Source organism: Massilia sp. Dwa41.01b (assembly GCF_014171775.1).
Lineage (GTDB): Bacteria > Pseudomonadota > Gammaproteobacteria > Burkholderiales > Burkholderiaceae_D > Telluria.
On sequence record NZ_CP050454.1, the window covers coordinates 3,249,096 to 3,273,784 of the forward strand.

29 protein-coding genes and 2 pseudogenes are annotated in these 24,689 nt (G+C 63.8%); 4 read left to right on the forward strand and 27 right to left on the reverse strand.

Annotation, left to right across the window (positions count from 1 at the left end; genetic code table 11):
• Nucleotides 1-141: 141 nt before the first annotated feature.
• Complete coding sequence (locus G4G28_RS14885) at nucleotides 142-1,212, reverse strand: porin (RefSeq protein WP_182988865.1); 1,071 nt, start codon at nucleotides 1,210-1,212, stop codon at nucleotides 142-144.
• 404 nt (nucleotides 1,213-1,616) lie between these two features.
• Here G4G28_RS14885 and G4G28_RS14890 point away from each other — a divergent pair, with 404 nt between their 5' ends.
• Nucleotides 1,617-2,168, forward strand: coding sequence for a hypothetical protein (locus tag G4G28_RS14890; protein WP_182988866.1), 552 nt, complete (start codon nucleotides 1,617-1,619; stop codon nucleotides 2,166-2,168).
• A gap of 115 nt (nucleotides 2,169-2,283) precedes the next feature.
• Here the strand turns inward: G4G28_RS14890 and G4G28_RS14895 are convergent, their stop codons facing one another.
• The 10 genes from G4G28_RS14895 to G4G28_RS14935 all read right to left on the reverse strand — a co-directional run bounded on the left by G4G28_RS14895 (nucleotide 2,284) and on the right by G4G28_RS14935 (nucleotide 7,959).
• A complete protein-coding gene (locus G4G28_RS14895; RefSeq protein ID WP_182988867.1) occupies nucleotides 2,284-2,604 on the reverse strand; it encodes a hypothetical protein in 321 nt (106 codons plus the stop codon).
• 126 nt (nucleotides 2,605-2,730) lie between these two features.
• Complete coding sequence (locus G4G28_RS27595; protein WP_267875244.1) at nucleotides 2,731-3,066, reverse strand: LysR substrate-binding domain-containing protein; 336 nt, start codon at nucleotides 3,064-3,066, stop codon at nucleotides 2,731-2,733.
• Nucleotides 3,036-3,617 (reverse strand): LysR family transcriptional regulator, encoded by a 582-nt coding sequence (locus tag G4G28_RS14900; RefSeq protein ID WP_267875245.1) that lies wholly within the window; start codon nucleotides 3,615-3,617, stop codon nucleotides 3,036-3,038. Before G4G28_RS14900 ends, G4G28_RS27595 begins: the two co-directional genes overlap by 31 nt.
• A 23-nt stretch (nucleotides 3,618-3,640) precedes the next feature.
• Entirely contained in the window at nucleotides 3,641-4,306 is a 666-nt protein-coding gene (locus G4G28_RS14905) for an amino acid ABC transporter permease (RefSeq protein ID WP_182988868.1), read from the reverse strand.
• Nucleotides 4,306-5,073 (reverse strand): cystine ABC transporter substrate-binding protein, encoded by a 768-nt coding sequence (locus tag G4G28_RS14910; RefSeq protein WP_374011326.1) that lies wholly within the window; start codon nucleotides 5,071-5,073, stop codon nucleotides 4,306-4,308. The genes G4G28_RS14905 and G4G28_RS14910 overlap by 1 nt, the downstream gene beginning before the upstream one ends.
• Before the next feature lie 194 nt (nucleotides 5,074-5,267).
• On the reverse strand, nucleotides 5,268-5,672 hold the full coding sequence (locus G4G28_RS14915; protein ID WP_182988870.1) for a hypothetical protein: 405 nt from the start codon (nucleotides 5,670-5,672) through the stop codon (nucleotides 5,268-5,270).
• Nucleotides 5,673-5,763: 91 nt separating this feature from the next.
• Nucleotides 5,764-6,225, reverse strand: coding sequence for a metallophosphoesterase family protein (locus G4G28_RS14920; protein ID WP_182988871.1), 462 nt, complete (start codon nucleotides 6,223-6,225; stop codon nucleotides 5,764-5,766).
• Nucleotides 6,226-6,284: 59 nt separating this feature from the next.
• Entirely contained in the window at nucleotides 6,285-6,572 is a 288-nt protein-coding gene (locus G4G28_RS14925; protein WP_182988872.1) for a DUF378 domain-containing protein, read from the reverse strand.
• Between the two features lie 119 nt (nucleotides 6,573-6,691).
• Nucleotides 6,692-7,300 carry a DUF882 domain-containing protein gene (locus G4G28_RS14930; protein WP_229507652.1) on the reverse strand — a complete coding sequence of 203 codons (609 nt, stop codon included), beginning with the start codon at nucleotides 7,298-7,300 and terminating at the stop codon, nucleotides 6,692-6,694.
• 134 nt (nucleotides 7,301-7,434) lie between these two features.
• Nucleotides 7,435-7,959 carry a GNAT family N-acetyltransferase gene (locus tag G4G28_RS14935; protein ID WP_182988874.1) on the reverse strand — a complete coding sequence of 175 codons (525 nt, stop codon included), beginning with the start codon at nucleotides 7,957-7,959 and terminating at the stop codon, nucleotides 7,435-7,437.
• A 223-nt stretch (nucleotides 7,960-8,182) separates the two neighbouring features.
• On the opposite strand from G4G28_RS14935, the gene G4G28_RS14940 reads away from it, so the two are divergent.
• Nucleotides 8,183-9,196 carry a sulfate ABC transporter substrate-binding protein gene (locus tag G4G28_RS14940; protein ID WP_182988875.1) on the forward strand — a complete coding sequence of 338 codons (1,014 nt, stop codon included), beginning with the start codon at nucleotides 8,183-8,185 and terminating at the stop codon, nucleotides 9,194-9,196.
• A gap of 214 nt (nucleotides 9,197-9,410) precedes the next feature.
• Here the strand turns inward: G4G28_RS14940 and G4G28_RS26415 are convergent, their stop codons facing one another.
• Nucleotides 9,411-9,680 carry a hypothetical protein gene (locus tag G4G28_RS26415; RefSeq protein ID WP_229425699.1) on the reverse strand — a complete coding sequence of 90 codons (270 nt, stop codon included), beginning with the start codon at nucleotides 9,678-9,680 and terminating at the stop codon, nucleotides 9,411-9,413.
• On the opposite strand from G4G28_RS26415, the gene G4G28_RS14945 reads away from it, so the two are divergent.
• Nucleotides 9,562-10,464: a serine hydrolase gene (locus G4G28_RS14945; protein ID WP_374011327.1), complete on the forward strand. Its 903-nt coding sequence runs from the start codon at nucleotides 9,562-9,564 to the stop codon at nucleotides 10,462-10,464. The two genes, G4G28_RS26415 and G4G28_RS14945, sit on opposite strands and share 119 nt — an antisense overlap.
• Nucleotides 10,465-10,636: 172 nt before the next feature.
• Complete coding sequence (locus G4G28_RS14950) at nucleotides 10,637-10,975, forward strand: hypothetical protein (protein WP_182988877.1); 339 nt, start codon at nucleotides 10,637-10,639, stop codon at nucleotides 10,973-10,975.
• Between the two features lie 63 nt (nucleotides 10,976-11,038).
• Here G4G28_RS14950 and G4G28_RS14955 read toward each other — a convergent pair whose 3' ends face one another.
• The 15 genes and pseudogenes from G4G28_RS14955 to G4G28_RS29345 all read right to left on the reverse strand — a co-directional run bounded on the left by G4G28_RS14955 (nucleotide 11,039) and on the right by G4G28_RS29345 (nucleotide 24,659).
• The gene (locus G4G28_RS14955; RefSeq protein WP_182988878.1) at nucleotides 11,039-11,581 is read right to left on the reverse strand and encodes a hypothetical protein; all 543 of its coding nucleotides are present in this window, start codon (nucleotides 11,579-11,581) and stop codon (nucleotides 11,039-11,041) included.
• Nucleotides 11,582-11,696: 115 nt separating this feature from the next.
• Nucleotides 11,697-12,248 carry a hypothetical protein gene (locus G4G28_RS14960; RefSeq protein WP_182988879.1) on the reverse strand — a complete coding sequence of 184 codons (552 nt, stop codon included), beginning with the start codon at nucleotides 12,246-12,248 and terminating at the stop codon, nucleotides 11,697-11,699.
• 101 nt (nucleotides 12,249-12,349) lie between these two features.
• Complete coding sequence (locus tag G4G28_RS14965; RefSeq protein WP_182988880.1) at nucleotides 12,350-12,904, reverse strand: hypothetical protein; 555 nt, start codon at nucleotides 12,902-12,904, stop codon at nucleotides 12,350-12,352.
• 101 nt (nucleotides 12,905-13,005) lie between these two features.
• On the reverse strand, nucleotides 13,006-13,557 hold the full coding sequence (locus tag G4G28_RS14970; protein ID WP_182988881.1) for a hypothetical protein: 552 nt from the start codon (nucleotides 13,555-13,557) through the stop codon (nucleotides 13,006-13,008).
• Between the two features lie 101 nt (nucleotides 13,558-13,658).
• Nucleotides 13,659-14,213, reverse strand: coding sequence for a hypothetical protein (locus G4G28_RS14975; protein ID WP_182988882.1), 555 nt, complete (start codon nucleotides 14,211-14,213; stop codon nucleotides 13,659-13,661).
• 101 nt (nucleotides 14,214-14,314) lie between these two features.
• Complete coding sequence (locus G4G28_RS14980; RefSeq protein WP_182988883.1) at nucleotides 14,315-14,857, reverse strand: hypothetical protein; 543 nt, start codon at nucleotides 14,855-14,857, stop codon at nucleotides 14,315-14,317.
• A gap of 19 nt (nucleotides 14,858-14,876) precedes the next feature.
• Complete coding sequence (locus G4G28_RS26420) at nucleotides 14,877-16,727, reverse strand: phospholipase effector Tle1 domain-containing protein (protein WP_308602510.1); 1,851 nt, start codon at nucleotides 16,725-16,727, stop codon at nucleotides 14,877-14,879.
• Nucleotides 16,728-16,822: 95 nt separating this feature from the next.
• On the reverse strand, nucleotides 16,823-17,437 hold the full coding sequence (locus tag G4G28_RS26425) for an RHS repeat domain-containing protein (protein WP_229507653.1): 615 nt from the start codon (nucleotides 17,435-17,437) through the stop codon (nucleotides 16,823-16,825).
• A 24-nt stretch (nucleotides 17,438-17,461) separates the two neighbouring features.
• Nucleotides 17,462-17,674: pseudogene (locus tag G4G28_RS29330) on the reverse strand (hypothetical protein); the annotation flags it as partial.
• Nucleotides 17,622-20,156: pseudogene (locus G4G28_RS14990) on the reverse strand (DUF6531 domain-containing protein); the annotation flags it as partial. The pseudogenes G4G28_RS14990 and G4G28_RS29330, both read right to left, overlap by 53 nt.
• Nucleotides 20,157-20,480: 324 nt before the next feature.
• A complete protein-coding gene (locus G4G28_RS14995; RefSeq protein WP_183107537.1) occupies nucleotides 20,481-21,056 on the reverse strand; it encodes a hypothetical protein in 576 nt (191 codons plus the stop codon).
• A 195-nt stretch (nucleotides 21,057-21,251) separates the two neighbouring features.
• On the reverse strand, nucleotides 21,252-21,392 hold the full coding sequence (locus tag G4G28_RS15000) for a hypothetical protein (RefSeq protein ID WP_182988888.1): 141 nt from the start codon (nucleotides 21,390-21,392) through the stop codon (nucleotides 21,252-21,254).
• A gap of 204 nt (nucleotides 21,393-21,596) precedes the next feature.
• On the reverse strand, nucleotides 21,597-22,229 hold the full coding sequence (locus G4G28_RS29335) for an ATP-binding domain-containing protein (RefSeq protein ID WP_308621710.1): 633 nt from the start codon (nucleotides 22,227-22,229) through the stop codon (nucleotides 21,597-21,599).
• A complete protein-coding gene (locus G4G28_RS29340) occupies nucleotides 22,226-23,332 on the reverse strand; it encodes an AAA family ATPase (protein ID WP_374039737.1) in 1,107 nt (368 codons plus the stop codon). Before G4G28_RS29340 ends, G4G28_RS29335 begins: the two co-directional genes overlap by 4 nt.
• Before the next feature lie 220 nt (nucleotides 23,333-23,552).
• On the reverse strand, nucleotides 23,553-24,659 hold the full coding sequence (locus tag G4G28_RS29345; RefSeq protein WP_374039806.1) for a PD-(D/E)XK nuclease family protein: 1,107 nt from the start codon (nucleotides 24,657-24,659) through the stop codon (nucleotides 23,553-23,555).
• Nucleotides 24,660-24,689 lie beyond the last annotated feature (30 nt).

A 24,689-nucleotide genomic window follows, 5' to 3' on the forward strand; every position in this document is an offset into this window, starting at 1 on the left:
TTGTTGCCCGCAATGGGAGCGGCTGGCCAGGGCCGGTGGCAGCAGCTGCTGCGCGTTTTCATGTGAATCCATCATGGGCACCCGTCCCCTTGCAAACAAACCAATGCTTGACGTGATCGATCCAGGAATTGAATCGACGCCCTAGAAGCTGTGGCGCATGCCGAGATTTGTCCCGGTGTGGCCGCTGCCGGCCTCGGTGTTGTTGGCGACCGTATAGCCGGCGCCGTTGCGGTTGCGGATATGGCCGTAGGCGGCATACAGGCCGGTGCGTTTCGAGAGCGCGTACAGATAAGCGATGCCCCAACTGCTCGCGTCCTGGTCCAGGGCGCCGCGGTCGTCCTTGTGCATGACCGAGAACATCAATGTGCCGCCCTGGAGCGGTGCGCTCAAGCCCAGCAGCAGTTCGCGGCCATCCGTTGACGCCATCGGCGCCACCCCACCATACGGATTGTTCGGGTTGCCCAGCGGCGCGCTGTTGTGGCCGCGGTCGATACCGTAGCCCGCATGCAGCCTGGCCAACTTCAGGTCGTAGGCAACGGCCAGCAAGGTATTGCAACCGCGTCCTCCGTTTGGCAGGCCGATGGCGTTTTCCGCGTTCTTGCTGTTGTAGGCGAAGCGCAGCACCAGCGGGCCGCCAGCCCAACCGACAGCGCCGCCGAACTGGCGTCCACTGGCGCTGTCGCCCCCCTCCCCCGCGCTGTAGGCCAATTCCACGCTCGCACCGTTGATGACCGGCGAGGCGTAGGTCACCGTATTGCTGGTGCGGACATTGCTGCCGAAATCGGGGAAGAGGTTTTTCGACGTGCCCGCGTAGCCGGTGCCGAAAGGGTCGGCGACCGTTGCCAGCGTGGTGTGCCAGGGCGTGTACTGGCGGCCGAGCGCAAGCTTGCCCAGGCTGCCCTCGACGCCGACAAAGGCCTGGCGGTTGAAGATGGTGCCGGCCGCATCGACGGCGCCGGTGTCGATCTTCGTGCCGGTCTCGAGGGTGAAGAAGGCGGAGAGGCCATCGCCGAGTTGTTCGCTGCCGCGAAAGCCGATGCGCGAGGCCGATGCCGCGCCGCTGGTGATCCTGCTGGTGCTGCCTGTGGCGCCGCCACGCTCGCCCACGAAGGCGGCGTCGGCAATGCCGTAGATGGTGACCTTCGTTTGTGCCTGGACGGCCGTGCTGCCGAGCGCGAGTCCTGCGCCGAGCGCGAGTATGCCTGCCTTCATGCCTGTCTCCATGTCGATGTGGTGCAAGACCTGGTGCGGTCGATGCCGCACTTCATGATCTTCTCCCATGAAAACCATCATAGGCGGGGGACCCATGCGTCAACAAACCAATGGTTGACGTGTCCGATTCAAGGATTGAATCGATGAGTCGATTCGCCGGTGTAACAGACTAATCGGACTCCTTTAGTGCTACGCGAACTTCAACGCGTAGGCATCGCCGTCAGCGATGTTCCGCGACGCGGGAAACTGAGCTTCGATTAGCGGCTGAACCCTTTGAAAAGCTTTCCGTGCGAGTGTGCGGCACGCCACAGGTTGCGCTAGCTCTTGGGTGTCTTTTATCGCATTCAAGGCTGGACATCATTCCAATAAGATAATAATATTGCACTACCGAAATAATGATACAAATGATGCGTAATGTGTTCTTACTAGCGGCAATAGCTGCCGCGCTCGGCGGCTGTGGTCAAGCTCTATTTGACGATGGCATCAAGACCGCCGTACGCGGACGTTTAAAAGACCCCGACTCGGCGAAATGGGGCGAGATCATTCAGTACAAGAATTTCGCTTGTATCAAATACAATGCCAAGAATTCCTACGGCGGGTACGGCGGCAGCTCGTGGGCAGTATTAGAGCGGAACGGTGATTCCTGGGACGTGCGACATATTGACAGGGAATCTTGCGACGAATCGCATCTGGCGCATTTAGCCGAGCCGATCAATGCACCAGCAAAAAAGGCCGTCCTGGAGGCAGTCCTTGCGGCATTCAAGAAGAAACAGCTCATCGATGCTTCGATCACCGACGAGTCCATGCTGCCTCATGGACCGTGTCGAACCCTCATCGGCTCGTTGAGAAGCTACGCTAACGCAGCAATCGACGCAGACAACAAGGAGGAGCGAGCCAACTGGAAGAGCCGATTCGATGCGGAGTTCAAGAAGATCGATAGCATGAAGTGTTCCTAGCACAGCTACCGGAAAGCCAGCTCGATATTAGAGAAATCCGACAGAATGTCCTTATTTGAATGCGGGGCAATGACACCCGCGTTTGCGACGTCGGCTCATATAAAGGATCGTCATTCTATTTAGCGGTATCGTATTTTTTCGCATACCAGCTAACGATCGAGAATATCAGGAAGGTCAGCATCCACATCATCAAATTAAGAGATGGAAAAGCTTCCGAGCTATCGCTCATGCCAGTCATTAGCACGGCAAGTCCGCCTGGGAAAGCAAAGGCACGATGCGCGCCGGCCCCCACCCCGGGGCTCAGGATGACGGACAAGCCAAGATTGAAAACCGACATGCCAACTCTGCCAAAACGGCGTATGCATACCGCCCACAGCAAGGCGTAGAGCATGAGCGAAACCGTCAGCCAGATAATGATGAACAGGACAAATCCCATGATTGCCGTCCAGTGAAGTCAAAGAGGCAGGAACGGTCTTCCGCTTCCGGTCATTGCGAACGCTCGCTGCAGCGCAGCGTATGAGGTTGTTGCCAATAGAACAAGCCACAGTTCCTGCCGGTCCTTCTAGCCGGCCTGGAAACTGGGAACGATCTCGCGCTTGAACAGCCCGAGAATGGGATTGTCGTTATCGCGCCGCCAGGCGCCGACCATGCGCACGGGCTCGGTCTCCACGCGCCGCACGACGATGCCGTCGAAGTGCAGGCGCGTTGCTCCCTCCGCGATCAGGGCCACGCCGATGCCGGCATTGACCAGCGCCAGCATGGTGTGCACCTGGCCGATGTGTTCGACAATGTCGGGTACCACGCCCTCGCGCTCGAAGCGGCTGCTCAGCATTTGATGGAAGGGGCGCGCCTCGTGCGCCGAGTACATCACGAAGGGCTTGCCGTGCAGGTCGGCCACAGGGGGGGCTCGAGCGGCCAGTTCGCGGCCTCGGCGGCGGGAATGGCCAGCATCAGCGCTTCGGTGGCGAGCAAGGCCGTGTCGAACTCGCCACCGAGGGCATGCGGGCGCATCAGGCCGAGGTCGAGCTGGCCGGCGTTCAGCGCTTCCACACGGGCGGTACTGACCAGTTCCTTGAGCGTGAGGGCGACGCCTGGCGAGTGCTCGCGCAGGCGCCGCACGACTTCCGGCAGCAGGCTGTAGCCGGCACCGCCCGTGAAACCGATGGCCAGCGTGCCCTGCTCGCCCTTGGCCACGCGCCGTGCCGTGAAGGTCGCTTCGTCGGCCAGGCGCAGGATGCGCGCCGCTTCCGGAAAGAAGGCCTTGCCGGCGGCGGTGAGGCGCACGGTGCGGCTGTTGCGCTCGAGGAGCCGGGCGCCGACATGGTGCTCGAGCAGGCGGATCTGGCGCGACAGCGGGGGCTGCGTCATGTTCAGTCGCTCGGCCGCGCGGCTGAAGTGCAATTCCTCGGCAACGGCGACGAAGCAGCGCAGCTGGCTGAGTTCGAACATGGCGGCTTCCGGCGAGCGTGCGGCTAGCGCCCGGCCTGGTGGGCGCGGTTCAGGCGCTGCTCAAGCAGGCGCTGGACCTGCTCGAACACCAGGCTCAGCGCCCAGTAGATCGCGGCGGCGGCGAGGTAGAGCGGCAGCGGCTGGAAGGTGGTGGCGATCGCTTCCTTGGTGGCCAGCATCAGCTCCGTCATGGTGATGACCGATACCAGCGAGGTGTCCTTGATCAGGCTGATCAGGGTATTGCTCATCGAGGGAACCGCTACCCGCAATGCCTGCGGCAGCACGATATGGGCCAGGGTCTGGCCGTAGCCCAGGCCCAGGCTGAAGCTGGCGCGCCACTGGCCCTGAGAAATGCTGAGGATGGCGCCGCGCAGGCTTTCCGACAGGTAGGCGCCGCTGTTGAGCGACAGCGCCAGCACGCCCGCCGTCACCGGCGTGAATTCGATGCCGATGCTGGGCAGGCCGTAGTAGATGACGAAGATCTGCACCAGCAAGGGCGTTCCGCGCATCAGGCTCACGTACAGGGCAGCCGGCCAACGCAGAAGCGTCCAGGGTGCGATGCGCAGCAGCGCCACCGGCACGCCGATGGCCAGGCCACCCACCATCGCGGCCAGCGCGAACAGCAAGGTGTAGCCGGCACCGGCAAGCATGGTCGGCGCCGCATCCCGCAGCAGGGCAAACAGGTCCATCAGGGCGCGGGGCGGCTGGCGTCGACGCCGAACCAGCGTGTCGACATCGCCTTCAAACTGCCGTCGCGGGCCAGCTCCGCCAGTGCCGCGTCGACCGCCGCCTTGAATTTCGGGCTGCCGCGGCGCATGGCGATGCCCATGCGCTCGACGGCGCCGACGCGCGCGCCGGCCTTGATCGGCAGCTGCGAATTCTTCAGCAGGTAAGACACCATCAGGCTATCGTTGAGGGCGGCGTCGACACGGCCGAAGGCGAGGTCCTGCAAATTTTCAGGCGCGGCCGGGTAGCTGCGCACTTCGATGCCGGGCACGGCGCGGGCCTGCTGCTCGTAGACGCTGCCCTGCCCCACGCCGAGCTTGCGGCCCTTGAGGTCGGCCAGGCTGGCATAGCGGGCATTGTCGTTGCGGCGCACGATCAGTTGCGGCGCCGAATAGGTGTAGGGCTGGGAGAAGTCGAAGGTCTGCTCGCGCTTGGGGTTGATGCCGACCTGGCTGACGATGACGTCGTACTTGCCCGCCGCCAGGCCCGCGAGGATGGCCGACCATTCGGTGGTGACGAACTCCGGCTTCAAGCCGAGCTTCGCGGCAACGGCCTTGGCGACATCGACATCGTAGCCGGCCAGCTGGCCGGTCTTGCCGTCCTTGAAGTTAAACGGCGGATAGGTGCCTTCCATGGCGATGCGCAGGGTGCCGCGCGCCCTCGCTGCGTCCAGCAGGTCGGCAGCCGCGGCTGGAAGACACGCGCCGAGTACCAGCAATGCGGAGAGCATGCCGCGCGCAATGGTACGGCGGCGGGAAACTGGGGAGGAATTCGTGCGCATCGGTATCGCTCGTCTTCGTTGTTGAGCCAACCGCTTTTATAACCGATAAGCCGGCTCGTCGCCGAGCGGGCGCGAGAAAAAATGCTGTAGGGTAGGCAGGTCCCCTCTGCCTGCGCGTCCAACGGCCGCCCGCACCTCGTGCGTCAGTAGGCCGTCCTGCGGCCGCGCGACCCGAAGCGGTGGCCTACCACCAGGGTGGTGCTGGCCACCAGGCTGGACAGGCCAATGATGAGCTGCACCAGCCGGTCTGCCGGCAAGAGCCAATAGGAACCGGGCGGCGGCTCGGCACCAGTGGCGGCCACGATCAGGGGCGCGATCCACGCCGCATCCTCGTCGACGTCGAGCACCACCGCGTCTTCATGGGTCTGCATGTAGATGTTGCCGCCCTCGGCCAGCGTGAAGCAGATGCCCACGCCCGTTTCCTGCGGCTGGATCAGTTCCTGCATCGCCGCGTTGTGCTCGTCGATCCAGAGGTCGACGTCCTGCGGGGTTTCGAGATGGATCCAGGGACGCGGGCGGAAGCGTGGCTGTTCTGCGGGAATGGTCATCGTGAGGAAAAACGGAAAGAGCAAAAGCGAAAGCGTACATGGTACGGTATTTCGCCCTCCTTCGTGCGCGGACTCGAGGCGCGCGACCGGCTCAGGAATCGACCAGGGTGACGATGCGCGGACGGACGATGTCGCCGTCCACCACCAGTTCGGCGGCGGAAACCGGCAGGCTGAAGCGGCGGCGGCCGGCGCTGCCGGGATTAATGTAGAGCACGCCGTCGCGCTCGCGGCAGGAGGGCCGGTGCGAATGGCCGGACACGACCACGCGGATGCCGGCGGCAAGCGGGTCGATGTCGAGTTCCTTCAGGTCGTGGATGGCATACAGCGCGATCGCGCCGACATCGAGCCGCGCGCCGACGGGAATCGCACGCGCCCAGGCCTCGCGGTCATTGTTGCCGCGCACGACAGTCAGTGGCGCCAGTTCGGCCAGGCGCTCGAGGATGGCGGCCGGGCCGATATCGCCGCCGTGGACGATGTGGTCGCAGCCGGCCAGGAAACTGAGCGCCTCCGGGCGCAGCAGGCCGTGGGTATCGGAGATCAGTCCGATGCGCAAGCTTGCCTGCCCGCTGGAGGCTGGAGCGCCTGCCGTGCCGTCACGCGTCGACGGCGCGGTCAATGCCGCCTGGCGCCGGCCATCTTCGCCGTCGTGTAGAGCGAATACAGCGCAGCCAGGCCGACCACCACGTAGATCAGGCGCGAGGCCGCGCTGCCGGGGCCGAAGATGGTGGCCACCATGTCGACCTCGAACAGGCCGACCATGGCCCAGTTCAGGCCGCCAATGATCAGCAGCGCCATCGCCAGGTAATCCAGTGCTGACATGGCCGAGCGGCCTTCGCGCAGGGTAGTGCGTCGATCGGCGCCGGTCCTGCGATCCATCGTGGGTGCATTCATCGTTGCCATGAGCTTCTCCTTGGAAAGATGCGTCGGTGGGCTGGCAACATGCGCTGCCGCCCCGGTCCTTACGACAGCAAAAAGCCATGCAAGTTTGCGATTGGCGTCCCCGGCGCACTGCCCGCGGATCAGCCCTTCCAGGTACGGTTCAGCCCGGTATCGGCATGGATCCAGCCGCCCTTCGGTCCGGAACGGTAATAATACCCCACTCCCCCCTGGCGGAAGCTGCGCACGAGTCCGCCCAGGACTTCTTCTGTCAGGCTGGAAATACGGACATCGGCGGCCTTGCCTTCCATGTGCAGCGACTTGCGCGCGGCCGGCACGCCGGCTTCGATCAGGCGCTTGTTCGATGCCGGGGTGCGGTAGCCGGACAGGATCTCGAGCGGCTGCTCGAGGCCGTAGCGCGCAATGAAAGCCTGGGTGCCCCACAGCATTTCGAGCAGCTTCGGGTCGATCGGCGCGGTCTCGCGGCCGTTGACGTCACGCAGCAGGTGGCACAGTTCCTGGTAGGCCGAATCGATCACTTCACCATCTTTCCAGTACAGCAGCCTGGCGCGCTCGCCGCTGGCGGGACGGGTAAGGGTCAGGGTGCGCGGCTTGACCCAGAAGTCGAGGTCGAGCAGCTGGGCGTCGAACAGGTCGGGGGGCGGTGTCAGGTCGGCGGGCGCGGCCTGGGAGGCCGCATCGGCCTGGCCAGGGACCAACGGGGCCAGGACACCCAGGGCGGACAGGCGCATGCCATGTTGAAGAAAATCTCTGCGGGAAGCCATAGCGAACTCGTCATTTCGGAGGCAGTACTATAGCGCAAGGACTTGCCCGACAAAAGACGTGCGTTGTTGCTTTCTCGCCGCTTTTTGCTGATATCTATCGATTACTGACTGCAATTGCAAAAACGCTTGGAGCGCGGCTCACCCTTGCCAGGCGCGGCATCGAGCTGTTTCCAGAGCAAATTGCATTCGAGCCCGAAGCAGGCCTTGTCCAGGCCGGCATTGGTATAGCCGTGGCGTTCGAAGAAGGTGGCGGCGCTGCCCGGGCTTTGCAGGTGCAGCTTGCCGATGTTCCAGGCGCGCGCCTGTGTTTCCACCGCAGCGAGCAGGGCGCGGCCCACACCAAGGCGCAATGCTTCCGGCTGTACATAACAGAGCGCCAGCTTGCCGGCCTGGGTCAGCAGCGCCATGCCCAGCAGCTCGCCGTCGCGCTCGGCCAGCACCGCGTAGTTCGTCGGCGCGGCGAACCAGGTAGCAACGTTTTCAGGCGTTTTGTTGCCGAGCCAGGCTGCGAGGATGTCGGGACGGCCGCGATGGTCGAGCTCGCAACCCTCCTCGATCGAGCGGCGCAGCAGGCTGCAGGCGGCGGCCGCGTCTTCCGGTGTTGCCTTGCGAATATCGATACCCATGAATCTTGACCCAGTGACCCGTTCAATGCCTTGCTTTACTGGAGCGCGTGGCGCGTCCATGTGCGGACTATACACCGAACATACAGACCCTGCCGTAAGCCATGCATACCGGGCTGTGTAGAGCGTCCGGCGTCTAAGCATATGAAAATTCTGTTCTTCCGTTTTCGTGCCAATATATGGAACATGCAAGCTGTCCACATAGCATTCGAGAAGCGAGCACAACATGCAGAACAAACCATTCCTTCCCCTGCGCCGCTGGGTCCTGGCACTGGCGATGAGCGCCGCCCTCCCCCTGCCCGCCTTCGCGGCCGAGGCTGAGCTGCTCAACGTCTCGTACGACGTCGCGCGCGAACTGTACAAGGACATCAATCCGGCCTTCATCGCTACCTGGAAGCAGAGCACGGGCGAGACGCTGACGATCAAGCAGTCGCACGGCGGCTCGAGCAAGCAGGCGCGCGCCGTGGCCGACGGCCTGGAAGCGTCGGTGGTGACGATGAACCAGGCAAACGACATCGACATGCTGGCCGACCGCGGCCTGGTGGCGCAAGACTGGGCGAAGAAGTTCCCGAACAACGCCGCTCCGTATTACTCGACCATGGTCTTCCTGGTTCGCAAGGGCAACCCGAAAGGCATCAAGGGGTGGGACGACCTGGCCAAGCCGGGCGTGCAGGTCATCATCCCGAACCCGAAGACCGCGGGCAACGGCCGCTACACCTACCTGGCAGCCTGGGGCTCGGTACTGAAGAAAGGCGGCAACGAAGCGCAGGCGCGCGAGCTGGTCACCCGTATCTTCAAGAACGTGCCCATCCTCGACGCCGGCGGGCGCGCCGCCACCACCACCTTCACCCAGCGCGACATCGGCGACGCCCTGGTAACCTTCGAGAACGAAGTGAGCATGGTGCGCGCGGAGTTCGGCGACAAGTTCGAAGTCGTGTACCCGCCGAGTTCGATCCTGGCCGAGTCGCCGGTGGCCGTGGTGGACAAGGTGGTCGATCGCCGCAAGCTGCGTAAACCTGCTACCGCCTACCTGAATTTCCTGTACTCGCCATCGGGCCAGGAAATTGGCGCCAAGCACTTCCTGCGCGTGCGCAATGAAGCCGTCATGAAGAAGTACGCAGCGAACTACAAACCGGTCACCCTGTTCTCGGTGGATGAGCTGTTCGGCGGCTGGCGCAATGCCCAGAAGCGCCACTTCGACGACGGCGGCGAATTCGACAAGATTTACCAGGCAAAGTAAGCCTTTGGTGGCGTCGCCGGCCGGGCGCAGTGTTCGGCGCTTGCGCCCGTCGCCATCGGCGGATTCCCACAGGGCATGGCCCATCCGACAAGCTTCTTGCCAATTGAAAAAGGCCCTGTTACCACGCAGGGCCTTTTTGTCGGTAAATCCGATACAGTCGCGTCGTTTTTGCTTGTGCGCCATGGACAGCTAGAAATGATGATGCTATCGTTCATCACTCGGTAGTTGCCGCAAAGCTAGATTTTGTTAAAGCATGCGCCGCCTCCGGCGCCTGGCCATCCACCCGACTCCCTATTCCGACACCCATGATGAAGAAACTGTTCGCCGCCGTCCTGTTGTCGATCTCCGCTGCTGCCGCATTCGCGGTGCCGTTCGGATCGCAATCGGTGCTGGTGGTAGAAGATGATACCGGCAAAATTTTGCTGGAAAAGAACGCCGGCGCCATCGTGCCCATCGCCTCGCTGACCAAACTGATGACCGCCATGGTCATCCTGGACGCGAAGCAGGACATGAACGAGCTGATCGAAATCGACCGCAGCGATGTCGACACCCTGAAGCACAGCAGCTCGCGCGTGCCGGTCGGTGCCAGCATTCCGCGTGGCGACGTGCTGCAGCTGGCGCTGATGTCATCGGACAACCGTGCCGCCGCCTCGCTGGCCCGCACCTATCCGGGCGGCGTGCAGGCCTTCAAGGCTGCCGTGCGCAACAAGATCGCCGCGCTGGGCATGCACAACACCGCGATCGAAGAGCCGACCGGCCTGTCGCCGAACAACCGTTCGACCGCCGCCGACCTCGTCAAGATGGCCCAGGCCGCCGCGACCTATCCGGAAATCACCGACCGCACCACCGACGCGAAGAACCTGATCAACATCAACAGCCGCGAAGTCGAATTCCGCAACACGAACCGCCTGGTCGGCGCGAACGGCTGGGATATCGGCCTGTCGAAAACCGGCTACACGCGCGAAGCGGGCCGCTGCCTGATCATGAAGATCAAGGCCGCCGGCAAGAACGCGACCATGGTGCTGCTCAACGCCAGCGCCTCGTCGGCACGCATCCTCGATGCGCTGAACGTGCGCCGCTACCTCAGCGGCGAGGAAGCGACGATCGCCCGTGCCAACGCGCCGGTGCGCATGCGTGCCAGCAGCCGCGCCCCGCGCATCAAGGCCGGCAGCGGCCTGCGCGTGAAGAGCAAGACGAGTTCGCGCGGCAGCATCAAGGTCGTCCCGAAGAAAAAGAAGGTCGTCGTGCTGCGCAAGCGCCGCAACTGATGAAGCGGGCCGCCAGGCCCATACAGTGAATCAAGAAGGGATTGCCGCATGCGTGGCAATCCCTTTTTCTTTGGGCCTGTCCTGACGCAGGACTGCCTACTTCAGCATCATTGCGCGACTTCCGGGGTTTTCGCTTAAAATTGCCGGACCACATTCCAGCAAGGCTCAAGCGATGTCCCGAGGTCTGCTCCACGCCACCTTCTGCTGCTGCGCACTGGCGCCGCTACATGCCCACGCCGTCTGGGACTATTCGCTAACGGAGAAACTGGCTATCTACGACGCAGTCGAAAAACATTGCCGTCCGCTCATTCCCGCCGCATTCGAAGGCAAATCCGCCGACAAGGTCCTGCATCTGGATGCGGAGGATCGATCCCGGATAAAAACGGTTCGGCAGTCTCCCGAGTACCGCGAAGTGCTGAGCGGCGCAAGCGATGAATTGTCACAGCAACTTGCCGCAGCCGGCAAGGACGGCGCGGCCAACATCTGCAAAGACCTGATGGACGGAAATTAACGGCGTCGTCAGGTGCTGGACCAGCCTGCCTAGCAGACGCTGCCCGGTCTGTTCATCCCATGTTCAAGGCCTTTCGAGCACATCGCCACCGGATCGCAACATGTAGCCCGGCACCTTCGGTGACTCGAGCCGCCAGTGAAATTTGATGCCGCTATCGGTCCAGACGAAATACAACCAAAGGGTCTTTTCGGGCAGTTTGCCTGACGCGGCTTCACGCCTGGAACGTATTGCTTCGTCGATCACGTCCTGCGGCACGCGGTCCCTGATGATGACCCGTTCGACATGCTCAGGGAGCGCCATGAGTTCTTCCCGCGAGTATTCTCTGTCAGTAATGTATTCCGTCCATTCGAACTCCACCCATTCAGGCAATTGCCGGCCGTCCGGCGCAGCGCCCTCGCTCGCGCCGCCGGTTAGCCAATCCTTAGTCCGACTCAGCCCGCCAGGTCCGGGGAAACGCTGCCCGCCGGGTAACTGCCCTCCTCTGCAATTGACTACAATCCCTTCCTTGAGGGAGGCGAAATGCAGGATCATTCCGGGGCCTTCATCGGCCTCGACACAGCCGGCGCCAAGCATGCTGACGAGTCCTGCAAAAAGTGACTTGATCACGGTACGTCTCATAGATGGGCTCAGTTACACGGTTGAGGATTGGCTGGAACGGCTTAGCCGGAATGGATGCTTTGCCTTCAAGCCAGTCTGCGCTGCCCGACATCCCTTTGAAACTTCAGGGCCTTTCGATCACATCACCACCGGACCGCAACATATACCCGGGTACTTTCGGTGACCTGAGCCGCCAATGGAATTTGATGCCGCTATCGGTCCATACAAAATACAACCAGAGCGTTTTATCCGGCAATTTTCCCGGCCCGGCTTCACGCTTGGCTCGGATCGCTTCGTCGATCACGTCCGGCGGCACGCGGTCCCTGATGATGACCCGTTCGACATGCTCAGGGAGCGCCATGAGTTCTTCCCGCGAGTACTCTCTGCCAGTAAGGTATTCACTCCACTCGAACTCCACCCATTCAGGCAATTGCCGACCGTCCGGTGCCGCCCCTTCAGTCTTCCCGTTGTTTAACCAATCCTTGGTCCGACTCAGCCCGCCAGGTCCGGGGAAACGCTGCCCGCCAGGCAATCGCCCTCCGCTGCAAATAATCGTAATACCTTCCTTCAGGGAAGCAAAATGCAGCACCATCCCGGGGCCTTGATCGTCGTCACAGCCCGCGCCAAGCATGCCGACGAGTCCTGCAAACAGTGATTTGATTACGGTACGTCTCATCAGGGCGCAGTTACACGTTCGAGGATTGGCTGGAGCGGAGTAGCCGAAATCGACGCTCTTGCCTTCAAGGCAATTAGCGCCCTTAGCATTCTTTGGAGACTTCAATGCGTCCCGATCACATCGCCACCGGACCGCAACATATACCCGGGTACTTTCGGTGACCTAAGCCGCCAATGGAATTTGATGCCGCTATCGGTCCATACAAAATACAACCAGAGCGTTTTATCCGGCAATTTCCCCGGCGCTGCTTCACGCTTGGCTCGGATCACTTCGTCGATCACGTCCTGCGGCACGCGGTCACGGATAATGATCCGTTCGACATGCACAGGTAGCGCCATGAGTTCTTCCCGCGAATACTCTTTCTCATCAACGTATTCTTTCCACTCGAACTCCACCCATTCCGGCAATTGCCGGCCGTCCGGTGCCGCGCCCTCCGTCTTCCCGTTGTTTAGCCAATCTTTAGTCCGCCCAATCGCGCCGGGGCCGGGAAAGCGATTTCCCCCAGGAAGATTTCCTCCCCGACAAGCAACTGTAACGCCCTCCTTCAGGGAAGCAAAATGCAGAACCATTCCGGAGCCTTCATCGGCCTCGACACAGCCGGCGCCAAGCATGCTGACGAGTCCTGCGAAAAGTGACTTGATCAGGGTACGTCTCATCAGGGCGCAGTTACACGTTCGAGGATTGGCTGGCACGGCGTAGCCGACATTGACGCTCTTGCCTTCAAGGCAGTTAGCGCCCCGGGCATTCTTTGGAGACTTCAAGGCCTCTCGATCACATCACCACCGGACCGCAACATGTATCCCGGCACTTTCGGCGACTCGAGCCGCCAGTGAAACTTGATGCCGCTATCGGTCCAGACAAAGTACAGCCAGAGGGTTTTGTCCGGCAATTTTCCTGGAGGGGTTTCACGCATGGCTCGGATCACTTCGTCGATCACGTCCTGCGGCACGCGGTCCCTGATGATGACCCGTTCGACATGCTCAGGGAGCGCCATGAGTTCTTCCCGCGAGTACTCTCTGCCAGTAAGGTATTCACTCCACTCGAACTCCACCCATTCAGGCAATTGCCGACCGTCCGGTGCCGCCCCTTCAGTCTTCCCGTTGTTTAACCAATCCTTGGTCCGACTCAGCCCGCCAGGTCCGGGGAAACGCTGCCCGCCAGGCAATCGCCCTCCGCTGCAAATAATCGTAATACCTTCCTTCAGGGAAGCAAAATGCAGCACCATCCCGGGGCCTTGATCGTCGTCACAGCCCGCGCCAAGCATGCCGACGAGTCCTGCAAACAGTGATTTGATTACGGTACGTCTCATCAGGGCGCAGTTACACGTTCGAGGATTGGCTGGAGCGGAGTAGCCGAAATCGACGCTCTTGCCTTCAAGGCAATTAGCGCCCTTAGCATTCTTTGGAGACTTCAATGCGTCCCGATCACATCGCCACCGGACCGCAACACATACCCGGGTACTTTCGGCGATTCGAGCCGCCAGTGAAACTTGATGCCGCCATCGGTCCATACAAAATTCAACCAGAGCGTTTTATCCGGCAATTTCCCCGGCGCTGCTTCACGCCTGGAACGGGTCGCTTCGTCGATCACGTCCTGCGGCACGCGGTCACGGATAATGATCCGTTCGACATGCACAGGTAGCGCCAAGAGTTCTTCCCGCGAATACTCTTTCTCATCAACGTATTCTTTCCACTCGAACTCCACCCATTCCGGCAATTGCCGGCCGTCCGGTGCCGCGCCCTCCGTCTTCCCGTTGTTTAGCCAATCTTTAGTCCGCCCAATCGCGCCGGGGCCAGGAAAGCGGTTCCCCCCGGGAAGATTTCCTCCCCGACAAGCAACTGTAACGCCCTCCTTCAGGGAAGCAAAATGCAGAACCATTCCGGGGCCTTCATCGGCCTCGACACAGCCGGCGCCAAGCATGCTGACGAGTCCTGCAAAAAGTGACTTGATCAGGGTACGTCTCATAAGGGCTCAGTTACACGTTCGAGGATTGGCTGGCGCGGCGTAGCCGACATTGACGCTCTTGCCTTCAGGGCAGTAAGGGCCCTGGGCATTCTTTGGAGACTTCAAGGCCTCTCGATCACATCACCACCGGACCGCAACATGTAGCCCGGCACTTTCGGAGACTCGAGCCGCCAGTGAAACTTGATGCCGCCATCGGTCCAGACAAAGTACAGCCAGAGGGTTTTGTCCGGCAATTTTCCCGGCGGGGCTTCACGCCTGGAACGTATTGCTTCGTCGATCGCGTCTTGCGGCACCCGTGCTTTTATGTTGACGCGTTCGACATGCCGAGGAAGCGCACCCAGTTCTTCCTGTGAATACTCTTTATCGGCAACGTATTCTTTCCACTCGAACTCCACCCATTCCGGTAGCTGCCGGCCGTCCGGTGCCGCGCCCTCTGTCTTCCCCCCGGTTAACCAATCTTTGGTCCGACTAAGCCCGCCCGGCCCAGGGAAATGCTGCCCGCCGGGTAATTGTCCTCCTCTGCAATTGATCACAATCCCTTCCCTAAGGGATGCAAAATGGAGGATCATTCCGGGTCCTTCTTCGGCTTCGACACAACCAGCGCCAAGCATGCTGACGAGTCCTGCAAAAAGTGATTTGATCACGGTACGTCGCATAGGGGGCTTAATTACACGACTGGGGATTGGAAGGAATGACATAGCCAATATTCACGCCCTGGCTTTTGAGCCACTCGCTGTATTTTTTCATATCTACCAAGCCGACTGCCGGCGCACCACTGGGCCCGCACCACACAGGATAGTAATTGACGAAGCCTTTCGTCCATGCCGTATCGTTGCCAATCACTGCCCTGGTTTGTTTGACCTTGGTGCCGTCGCCATAGATGAAATCCCGGTCACCGAAGTTGGGTGCGTTTCCCGGATCATTCTTGTTGCCGCTTTTATCGTGCAGGATCGGGTTTGTCACGGTGCTCCAGCCATTGTCATTAACGACCGAGTCCAGCATTTTTATGCCCTGGTCTTTTGCCTGTTTGATCATCCACATCAGCGTAACATCGGATAGATCGCCGGTACCGTAGCCGCCGCCAATATCGGCATGGCTGCCAATAAACCCCATCTCGATGCGATTGCCGCCGTTGGGCGAAGTCGGTGTATGCAAGATGGAGCGCCCATTAAAGTTTGCCAATCCGCCCCGATGCTCGTTTAAGGCCACCGCATGCGCGGCAAACTTTACCTGCCCCGGCCCGGCTGCCGGCACGGCAAAGTTATACTTGGATTCATTACCATTCAAGTAGCCCAAGTGTGGCACGGTGTCCCATAAGCCCTCAAAACGCAGGCTTATGCAACGCGACTTCCCTGTCGCGCTAACATATTTTCCGTCCTGCAAGCGCCCAGCCAACAGATTCATCCACACCCTGGCTTCCGCTGCGCCACGGCTGAATCCGATCACATCGATATCCAGCGTCGTGGTGCCGCCATCAGTATCGACGAACTTTTCGAGAAAACTAAAGCCCAGTTCGACACGCTGGTCGAAACCATCGCCATTCGCCATGTTGCCTTTGTAAGGCATGTCCTTATTGGTAGTCCCAATGCCAGTGATGTAAAAAGCTGGCCCATTATTACCGACATCATAGGCTTCATAAAACTTGCGCACATTCGAGATCGAATCACCCTTGGCAGCTGGATAACTATTACCAGTCCCATCGAACGCAAACAGGATCAGTCCGCTCGGATCGACATACTTGAGCGGATTTCCGTCCACGTACGCATACGTATTGATCCCGGCCCTCAGTCCCAGCGGATCGGGTGACAGATACCGCCCTTGCCGGGGATCGTAGTAACGGTGGTCGTTGTAATACAGCCCCGTTTCCCCATCCTCGTACTGCCCCGGCAAGCGCAGGTTCATCTCGAACCCGCCGGTCCGTCCTGCCGCCGGAAGCAGCTTGCCAAATGGCGTATAGCCTGCCTGCCACACCGGCTTGCCCGCCTCATCGGTCACCACCTCGGGCGCGCCCAGATGGTTGTGGTGCACGTAAGCAAGCCGCTCGGCGCCGCGGAACAGATGCCCCAGTGCGGTACCGATATCGGCCATCACCTGCCCGATGCCCGAGCGCTCCCCGTCGGCCAGATCCTCCCCACCGGCCGTGTCGATGACCTCGACCGGCGTGTCGCCCAGGTACAGGTACTGGCGCAGCAGCCTGCCCTGGTCATCGAGTTCGGCGACGATGCGCCGGTCCCGGTACAGGAAGTGGCGCTGCAGCTTGCCCGCCGTCTTGGCGATCCGCTCGCCCCGGTGGTTGTAGCGGTAGCTGGCAAGCAGTGTGCCGTTCTGCCTGACCGACAGCAGGCGTCCGTGCGCATCCCAGCCGTACTCGCGGCCGTCGGTCATCAAAGGCTGGCCCGCGGCATCGTACTGGACGGCCGCTCCTTGCGCCGGCTGCGCGCGATTGCCGCCGTCGGCGTAGTTGACCCGCAGCGTGCCGCCTTCGCCGCCGGCCGCGTCTTCCTGCGCGAGCATGCGGTTACCTGCTCCATCGTAGAAGTAGTGCGACGTGCGCACGGTGCCTGCCGCGTCAAGCGTGGCCACGCCCTGCACGCCGCTGGCTGCGGCAATCAGGCGATCCTGCGCGTCATAGGCATAATCGCTGGCCCTGCCGCGCCCGCGCTGGTGCAGCAGGTTGCCCTGCACATCCCACAGGTAGCGGTAATCGAGCAGCGCGTCCGGCTCGGCGGGTGCGCCCAGCGCACCGAGCACGGACAGGTCCCCGGGCTTGGCCGCGGGGCTGGCAGCCGGCGCCGCGGCATGCGCCGCGCGGATGCCGAGCAGCCGCTCCAGCGACACCCCTGCCAGCGGCGCTGTCGTGCCCGCCACCGGGCGCCGGCGCCGCTGGCGGGCCGGCGATGCAGTACTTGCGCCAGCATCCCGTTCGGTCCGCGCACCAGGCGCGCCTGCACTCCGTTGCCGTAGGTGTAGCCGGTCATGCCGGCGACCGAGCCGGTCACGTCCTTCACCACGGTCTGCGAGGGCAGCAGCCAGCGCAGCCAGCCCGTCTGGATGCGCTGGCGCTGCAGCTCCACCACCTGTCCCTGCGCATCGCGCCGGTACTCCAGCAGGCTGCCGTCGGGCAGCGTGCTGCTTGCCAGCCGGCCCAGTTCGTCATAGCTGTAGCGGGCGGTGCTGTCGACCCGGCGCCCGCTGTTGAGCACCAGGCTGATGGTGCGCGCCACGATGCGGCCCCGGTCGTCGTAGCGGTAGCTTTCGCGCTGATCGGGGTGCTCGAGGGCGACCAGGCGGCCTCCCCGGTATTTCCACTCGGTGGTGACGCTCCCGCCCTGCCCCCTTGCCAGACGCCGCGTGCACGACCACCGGGCGGACGATGCGCCCGGCCACGTCGTACTGGTAGGTCGCCGTGTTGCCCAGCGCGTCGCGGCCGGCGACCAGCCGCCCGGCCTCGTCGTAACGATTGATGCGCAGCCCGCTGTCGGGGCTGGTCACGGCAATCGCTCGGCCAAAGTCGTCGTGCACGGTGCGCGTGGCACCGCCGGTAGGGGCGTGAACCACGGCGGTGTTGCCGTTTGCATCGTACTCGAAGCCGATGGCGGTCGGCTGCAGGCGGGCGAACGCCGTGTTGCTGGCCGGTGTGAGCACGCCCAGCCGTCCTTGCCCGTCGTAGTCGTAACGCGTGGCGCGGCCCAGTGCGTCGACCTCCAGCTCGGGCCGGCCCCGGGCGTCATAGCGCATGCGGCGTACCGCGCCGTCGCCGTCGACGCTGGCGACGACCCGACCGTATTGATCGTACTCGTAGCGCTGGGCGCTGGCGAACGGTCCGCTGCGCGTGCTGCGCGCCAGCACATGCCCCTCGCCGTCGAGCTGGCGCTGCTCCACCACGCCCGGGTGCGACACGCTCCACAGATGGCGCCCGGCGTCGTCGAAACCATGGCGCGCCAGGGCGGTGTAGCCGCGCGGACCTTCCATGCCCACCTCGACCGGATTGCCCAGGGCGTCATAGCGTGTACGCTGCGCGACCCCGCCGATGCGCACTTCGTTCATGCGCCCGCGGCCGTCGTAGCGCAGTGCCGTCGACTTGCCGCCGTCCTCGATCGCGACAATGCGGCCCGCCTCGTCATAGCGGAATTTCGCGACCTCGTTCGCCGGGGCGGTGGTCGACACGATCCGATTGCCGCGCTCGTCCCATTCGAACCGGGTAATGTCGGAATCAAACGGGGTGCCGGTTTTACCGTTGGGGAGCGGACCGTCGATGGCGGCCACCAGGCTGCGACCGTTGATCGTGCGGTAGGTGTAGCGAATGCTGCGGCTGATCGGCTGTGGCCCGGCATTCGGGCCGGAGGCCGGCGCCCAGCCGCTGTCGGTGACCGTCAGCGGCTGGCCGTGCGCGTTGTAGCTGATCCGCGTAATGGCCTCCCTGCCCTCGGCCACGCTGGGGCGCGCGATCAGGGTCGGCTCGTCGAACTGGGCGTATTCGTAACGCACCACCAGCTGCGGCGCACCGGTTCTGCCGCCCACGTAGCGGATCCTGCGCACCGCCACTGGGCGGCTGCGGCTGTCGAGTTCGGTACGCAATGCCTGCACGGGCCGGCCGTTATCGTCGAGCTTGACGGCTTCGACCAGGCGCCCGAGATCGTCGTAGCCATAGCGAATGTTCGGTTCCGTGCATTGGGCACAGCCGGCGCCGCGCACTTCCAGCAGCCGATATGCCCCTGCCAGCACCGCGTAGCGGTAAACCGTCTTCTGTCCGAGGCTGTTGGTCAGGACGGTCTGGCCGGCGCGGCTGAAGTCCAGGCTGACGCGGCCGCTGTTGCCGGCAAGGGTGCTGTCGACCGCCCGGCCATCGGCCGCATAGGTGTAGGTGGACAGGCGTTTGAGATCCTTGCCGTCGCGTACGCTGATCCCGGTGAGCAGCGTCGGATGACGCGCGTCCTCATAGTGGTAATCGCGCCCCTGCAGCTTGTCGGGATAGCGCACCGACACCAAACTGGCCAGCATCAGTGCCTTGTCCACGCCGGCGCCCTCCGGCGAGGGCGCGCCGTGGCCATAGCTGTAGCGGCCCAGGGGACTGTCGATCGACTGCACGCCACGGAAAGCGTCGCCGGCGCGGCCGGCAGCCTTGTCGAGGTAATTCAGGCGCAGCTTGCGTCCTTGCGGATCGGTGACGCTCAGCAGCAGTCCGGCACGGTCGCGCTGCAGCGCGACGAACTCGCCCGTTGGCGCAAGCATCTGAACCAGCTTGCCCGCGCTGTCAAAGCTCAGCCGTGTGCCGTCGTTCTGCTGCCACACGAACTCGTCGCCGCGGCTGCCACGGGTCACCCCGACGGTGCCCTGGGAAGGGTCAAGGCTTGCGCACAGGCTGGGATTGCGTGGGTCGCGGCTGAAGATGCGGCGTGCGCCGTCGGCTTCGATGATCTGGATCGCCGTGGCGCTTGCATGCAGCTCGACTTCATAGGACAGCTTCCAGCCGCGGCCGACCAGGTTGGTCGAACTGCCCAGGCCGCTGAACGCACTGTTGTAGTAGCGCACGATTTCCAGCCCCAGCACCCCCGGCAGTGGCGCCATGTCGACCTCGCGCTGGAATTTATTGCCCGTCATCGTGTTGATCGGGTTGCCCGCTGCAGCGTTGCAGGGGGAACCGCCCACGCCCGGGGAGCACGACGGCGGTGGCGGCGTCGGCGTCGGCAGTGGCGTCGGCGTCGATGGCGGCGTCCCGGGGACGCAGCTCGTGTTCGGCGGGCACGGCGGCTGCCAGATGGGTGACTCCGCCTGGCTGCCACTACCGACGAAGGCCAGCGCCAGCAAGGCGCCACTGATGCGCTTGCGGGCCGTCGGGGGCGCATCGATGGGGCGGACCGGCAGCGTCCGCGCTGCGCTGGCGAACGGATTTCCTGCGCGGACAGGCAGGGCTGGGCGTGTGAACTGGCGTGAACGTATCATGTGAGCTCAACTAGTGGCGCCGTGCCGGCCGGCTCGGCTTTCGAGTGGGATGTACACGAATGACTGGCCGATGCCGCGAATGCGTACTGATCCGTAGCATGCCAACGCGACTATACATCGAGATGTTGTCGCGAATATCACACATTTTCACAGGACGTGAAAACGTCGCCGTCCGACCGATTGGTTGCAGCCGCTTGCTGGAGCCTGCCGGCACGATGTATCGAAAGACAGGACGACGCTCAGGGCCCCGTTACGATTGGGGCGCCATTCGATGCCGGGTTGACCTTGGCCGGAAAACGCCAGGGCGACCTGGAATGGATGACCTCACCATCCAAGGCCGATGCCGCCGGGATTGAGGAGCCGCTCAGCGCCCACGCCCGCGCGTCGGCGCCCCCAGGCAGCCCGCTCGCCAGCGCGGTCACGGCGTTCGGACAGTTCGTTGCGCGCGACCAGCATGCGGCTGCGGTGGTAGCCCTCGTTTTCGAAACGCACGTACTCGTTCGTCGCCACCAGCCATTCGCCATGGCGCGCGGTGCCGGCGATCAGTTCCCCGTCGGCGGCTTCGACCAGGCGCGCATGCACCGCGGCCACGTGGGTTCCAGCCTGCTCGCGCTCGGCCGGGGTCATTGCCGCCAGCACCTCGGGCTGGACGCGCCCTTCCAGCGTGGCCGCAGCCCGGACCTGCTTCATGTAGGCGTTCTGGCAGCCTTCCCAGTCGGCGATCGTGCGGGCGATCGCGCGGATTTCCTGGTTCGTGCGCGATAGGGCGGGCACGGCGGGCGCCTTGCAGGACTGGTACTCCGCGCCGGTGTAGCCCGAGGTCCAGTAAGCGACCTGTGCATCCATCTGTGCATCGCGCGTGCCTGGCGCGGCCGAGGCCAGTCCCGTTGCCACCAACATCACGACTCCCGCCAGCAGTTTCATACATGCCCCGACTTGAATGAATGGAAACCCATCATAACCGGGCAGTGTCAGTCTGGCAACGCTGTGGTATGCCCGGGGAAGCCCACGCCCTGCCGGCGAAAAAAAACCCCGCATTGCGCGGGGTTCTTGCTGGCTGATGCAATGCCGCTCCATGGCGGCTGCGTCCAGGTCTTACAGCGGCTGGGCACCATGCATGTACGCGTCGCCCGACAGTTCGAGCGAACGGCGCAGGAAGGCGCCCACCGTGCGGAGCAGGCGGCTGAAGGTCGTTTCGGCACGGTCGGCCGGGAAGGAAAGGGACAGTGCGTTCATGTGGGCTCCGAAGAAATTGGTTGGCGTTAGCGATTGCTACCACTGTAGCGCCGCCGAAGATATAAATCCAATTTCGAATTCCCATTTCCGAGATAACGCAGCCGCATAATCGGCATCCGTGCCGTCGGCCCAGCCACGGTCGGGTATCACGCCACACTATATCTTTCGGAGGAACCCTTTGACCTGCCTATGGCGACGCAATCGTCACCGTCCGATCAGGCTGCGCAACCCGCTCGCGCGGTGGGTACGCCTGGCAATCGCGTCGCCCAGCGACGCGCCGCTTGGGCTGACCAAAGTGAATTCGGCGCTGGCGCGGGTAATCCCCGTGTAGACGAGTTCGCGCGTGAGCAGGCCATGGCGGTCCTCGGGCAGCACCAGCACCGTGTGGCGAAACTCCGAGCCCTGCGATTTATGCACCGTCATCGCGTAGGCCGTCTCGACGTTGCGCAGGCGCGTGGCCAGCACGCTGCGCACGCGCTCGCCTTCAAGGAAGTAGACACGCAGGGAACCGGGGCGCGCCGGGTCCGACAGGGTCAGTCCGATGTCGCCGTTGAAGACACCTGTGCCGTAGTCGTTGCGCGTCACCATCACCGGCCGCCCGACATACCATTCGCCGGAGCGGCGCAGCAGGCCAGCCGATTCCAGGCTGCCCTCGATCGCCAGGTTCAAGCCATTCACGCCCCAGTCGCCGTCGCGCACCGCGCACAGGATGCGGAAGGACTCGAAGCGCAGCAGCACGGCCCGCACCCAGTCCTCGTGCGCGGCCTGTGTCGAGACGCCTGGACCGGCGCCCAGCAGCGCCAGGTAGCCCTTGTAGCCGTCGAGCGCCAAACTCACCACCGGTGCTGCTGCGCGCCGTCGATCCAGCGCACGGCGGCGTCGCCGGCACGCAGCACGCTTTCCGCGCCGCCGATGTCGCCCGCATTGACCGCCAGCGCCAGCTGGCCGATCGGACCGCCGAAGCGGCGGCTGTGGCGCAGCATCACGGTCTGCTGGGCCAGCGGGCCGCCCCCGCCGAGGAACTCGGACGGCAGCTCTTCTCCGCTGGCTTCACGCACGTACGCGACCGTCTCCTCGCTGTAGCCGCCGGCCTTGGCATCGTGGCAAAGGTCGCCCAGCACCGCGCCCGCTTCCACCGAGGCCAGCTGGTCCTTGTCGCCCAGCAGGATCAGGGTGGCCTGCGGCGGCAGTGCGTCGAGCAGGCAGGCCATCATCTCCAGGTGCACCATCGAGGCTTCGTCGACGATCAGCACGTCGACGTCGAGCGGGTTGCCGGCATGGCGGGCAAAGGCGCGGGTATCGGGCCGTGCGCCCAGCAGGCTGTGCAGGGTGCGTGCGGCGCCGATGCGCCCGGTCAGTTCGACCAGGGGCAGCTTGTCGCCGACGCGTTCGGCCAGTTCGCCCAGCGCCTTGTCGATCGACTGTTTCAACCGCGCGGCCGCCTTGCCGGTCGGCGCGGCCAGCGCGATGCGCTGCTGGGCCCCGCCTGGCGCGGTCGCGAACAGCAGCGCCAGCAGGCGCGCCACCGTGTAGGTCTTGCCGGTACCGGGGCCGCCGGTGATGATCGCCAGCGAACCGCGCAGCGCGATCGCACAGGCCAGCTTTTGCCAGTCGGGCTTTTCGGACGCGCGTCCTGATGCGAACAGCAGGTCGAGCCAACCGTGCACCGCTGCCGCGTCGACCGGATGCGCGCGCGCCGCGCGATCGCGGATGCTGCGCGCCACCAGGGTCTCGTCGCGCCAGTAGCGGCGCAGGTAGAGGCGCTCGCCGTCGAACACGAGCGGCTCGCCATAATCCAGTTCGCCGACCGTCCAGACTTCCTCGCAGGCGGAAAACTGCGCCGCCCAGGCCTTGGCGTTCTTCGGCAGCGGCACCACCGTACCGGCCAGGTTCCTGCCACTGCTCGCTGCTCCAGCCCAGCAGGCCGGCCACGCCGTCACCGTTTTCCCCGGCGAGATCGGCCAGCTGCAGGCAGCTATGACCCTGCCCTTCGAGCTCGGACAGCACCAGCGCCGCCAGCAGCACGGGCGGCGCCACGGGCCCGAGCGAGGCGACGAAACGCAAAGGCGGTCGACAGGCGGCGCAGCTCGCCGGCCTCGGTAAGCCGGGCCGCTTCTTGCCACAAGGCGTCGGCCGACGCCGTCACTGGATTATCGTGTTTCATGGGTGGTCGTGAGCGAGCAGTTGGTCGAGGCCATCGAGCAGTTCGATATCGGGTTCGAGCAGGCAGCAGCCGTGGGTGGCCGGGTTGGCGATCCCGCGCAGGAACAGGAAGATCGCGCCGCCCAGCTGCTGCGCCGGATCGTAGGCGTCGCCCAGGCGGCTCTTGAGCAGCCGGTGCAGCGCCAGCATGTAGATCGCGCCCTGGATGTCGTAGCGATGGCCGGCCATGCCCTCTTCCATCGCGCGCTTCGTATAGGCCGCGTCGCCGCTGCCCAGCGCGTTCGACTTGTAGTCCAGCACCCAGTAACGGCCTTCGTACTCGAACACCAGGTCGGCGAAACCCTTGAGCATGCCGTGCAGCGCGCGCTCGGGCAGGGTCGGACGCGGCGTGTTGCCGAGCAGGCGGCGGCGGCACAGGCGGTCGAGCGCGCCCAGCGCCAGTTCGTCGCTGGGGAACCAGAATTCCATTTCCGGCACGGTGTTCTCGATATCGCTCAGGCGCGCACCCAGCGGCGGCAGCGGCGTGCCCACCACCGTGCGCAGCCAGGCAACGGTGTCCTCGCTGCGGTGGCCCCAGCCTGCGCGTTCGCAGCGCTGCGCCAGGCGCGCATCGAAGTTCGGATCATGGATGATGTCGAAGCCTTCCTGGCCGATCCATTCGAGCTGCTCGTGCAGGAAGTTGCCCGGTACCGAGCCGCGCGGGAAACGGTGCCGGGCGCGTCTTCGACCTTCGGCGGATCGGGCAGCACCTGCGCTTCCTCGAACAGGGTCTCCTCGGCCGCGCGCATCGGCGTCTGCTGGGTGTGGCGGGTGATCGACGTGAACGACCCGACCGACCAGTTGCGCTCGAAGTCGGCATCGAAAGGCGCCGGCGCCACCGGGGGCGCATGCTGCTCGGCGCGATCGAGCATCGTGCAGCCGTCCAGTGGGGGGAGCGTGTGCAGGGCGATGTCCTGGCAGCCGCCGCGCAGCCGGTCGAGGTGCTCGGCCAGCGCGCTGGCGGGCACCGGGGTGCCGCCGGTCGCCAGGTAGCCCAGTGCCGACTCGTGCAGGAGGTTGCTCTTGGTCGAGCCGCGGTTGCTCAGGGCAGCCACCCCCAGCCACAGGAAGTGGCGCGCGCGCGTCAGGGCCACG

Excerpts from the sequence above, each read along its gene's own strand:
- G4G28_RS14885 (WP_182988865.1), bottom strand. The coding sequence starts at position 1,212 with ATGAAGGCAGGCATACTCGCGCTCGGCGCAGGACTCGCGCTCGGCAGC.
- G4G28_RS14890 (WP_182988866.1), top strand. The coding sequence starts at position 1,617 with ATGATGCGTAATGTGTTCTTACTAGCGGCAATAGCTGCCGCGCTCGGC.
- G4G28_RS14895 (WP_182988867.1), bottom strand. The coding sequence starts at position 2,604 with ATGGGATTTGTCCTGTTCATCATTATCTGGCTGACGGTTTCGCTCATG.
- G4G28_RS14900 (WP_267875245.1), bottom strand. The coding sequence starts at position 3,617 with ATGTTCGAACTCAGCCAGCTGCGCTGCTTCGTCGCCGTTGCCGAGGAA.
- G4G28_RS14905 (WP_182988868.1), bottom strand. The coding sequence starts at position 4,306 with ATGGACCTGTTTGCCCTGCTGCGGGATGCGGCGCCGACCATGCTTGCC.
- G4G28_RS14910 (WP_374011326.1), bottom strand. The coding sequence starts at position 5,073 with ATGCTCTCCGCATTGCTGGTACTCGGCGCGTGTCTTCCAGCCGCGGCT.
- G4G28_RS14915 (WP_182988870.1), bottom strand. The coding sequence starts at position 5,672 with ATGACCATTCCCGCAGAACAGCCACGCTTCCGCCCGCGTCCCTGGATC.
- G4G28_RS14925 (WP_182988872.1), bottom strand. The coding sequence starts at position 6,572 with ATGGCAACGATGAATGCACCCACGATGGATCGCAGGACCGGCGCCGAT.
- G4G28_RS14930 (WP_229507652.1), bottom strand. The coding sequence starts at position 7,300 with ATGCGCCTGTCCGCCCTGGGTGTCCTGGCCCCGTTGGTCCCTGGCCAG.
- G4G28_RS14935 (WP_182988874.1), bottom strand. The coding sequence starts at position 7,959 with ATGGGTATCGATATTCGCAAGGCAACACCGGAAGACGCGGCCGCCGCC.
- G4G28_RS14940 (WP_182988875.1), top strand. The coding sequence starts at position 8,183 with ATGCAGAACAAACCATTCCTTCCCCTGCGCCGCTGGGTCCTGGCACTG.
- G4G28_RS26415 (WP_229425699.1), bottom strand. The coding sequence starts at position 9,680 with ATGGCGGTCATCAGTTTGGTCAGCGAGGCGATGGGCACGATGGCGCCG.
- G4G28_RS14950 (WP_182988877.1), top strand. The coding sequence starts at position 10,637 with ATGTCCCGAGGTCTGCTCCACGCCACCTTCTGCTGCTGCGCACTGGCG.
- G4G28_RS14960 (WP_182988879.1), bottom strand. The coding sequence starts at position 12,248 with ATGAGACGTACCGTAATCAAATCACTGTTTGCAGGACTCGTCGGCATG.
- G4G28_RS14965 (WP_182988880.1), bottom strand. The coding sequence starts at position 12,904 with ATGAGACGTACCCTGATCAAGTCACTTTTCGCAGGACTCGTCAGCATG.
- G4G28_RS14970 (WP_182988881.1), bottom strand. The coding sequence starts at position 13,557 with ATGAGACGTACCGTAATCAAATCACTGTTTGCAGGACTCGTCGGCATG.
- G4G28_RS14975 (WP_182988882.1), bottom strand. The coding sequence starts at position 14,213 with ATGAGACGTACCCTGATCAAGTCACTTTTTGCAGGACTCGTCAGCATG.
- G4G28_RS26420 (WP_308602510.1), bottom strand. The coding sequence starts at position 16,727 with ATGCTCGCGCAGGAAGACGCGGCCGGCGGCGAAGGCGGCACGCTGCGG.
- G4G28_RS14995 (WP_183107537.1), bottom strand. The coding sequence starts at position 21,056 with ATGTTGGTGGCAACGGGACTGGCCTCGGCCGCGCCAGGCACGCGCGAT.
- G4G28_RS15000 (WP_182988888.1), bottom strand. The coding sequence starts at position 21,392 with ATGAACGCACTGTCCCTTTCCTTCCCGGCCGACCGTGCCGAAACGACC.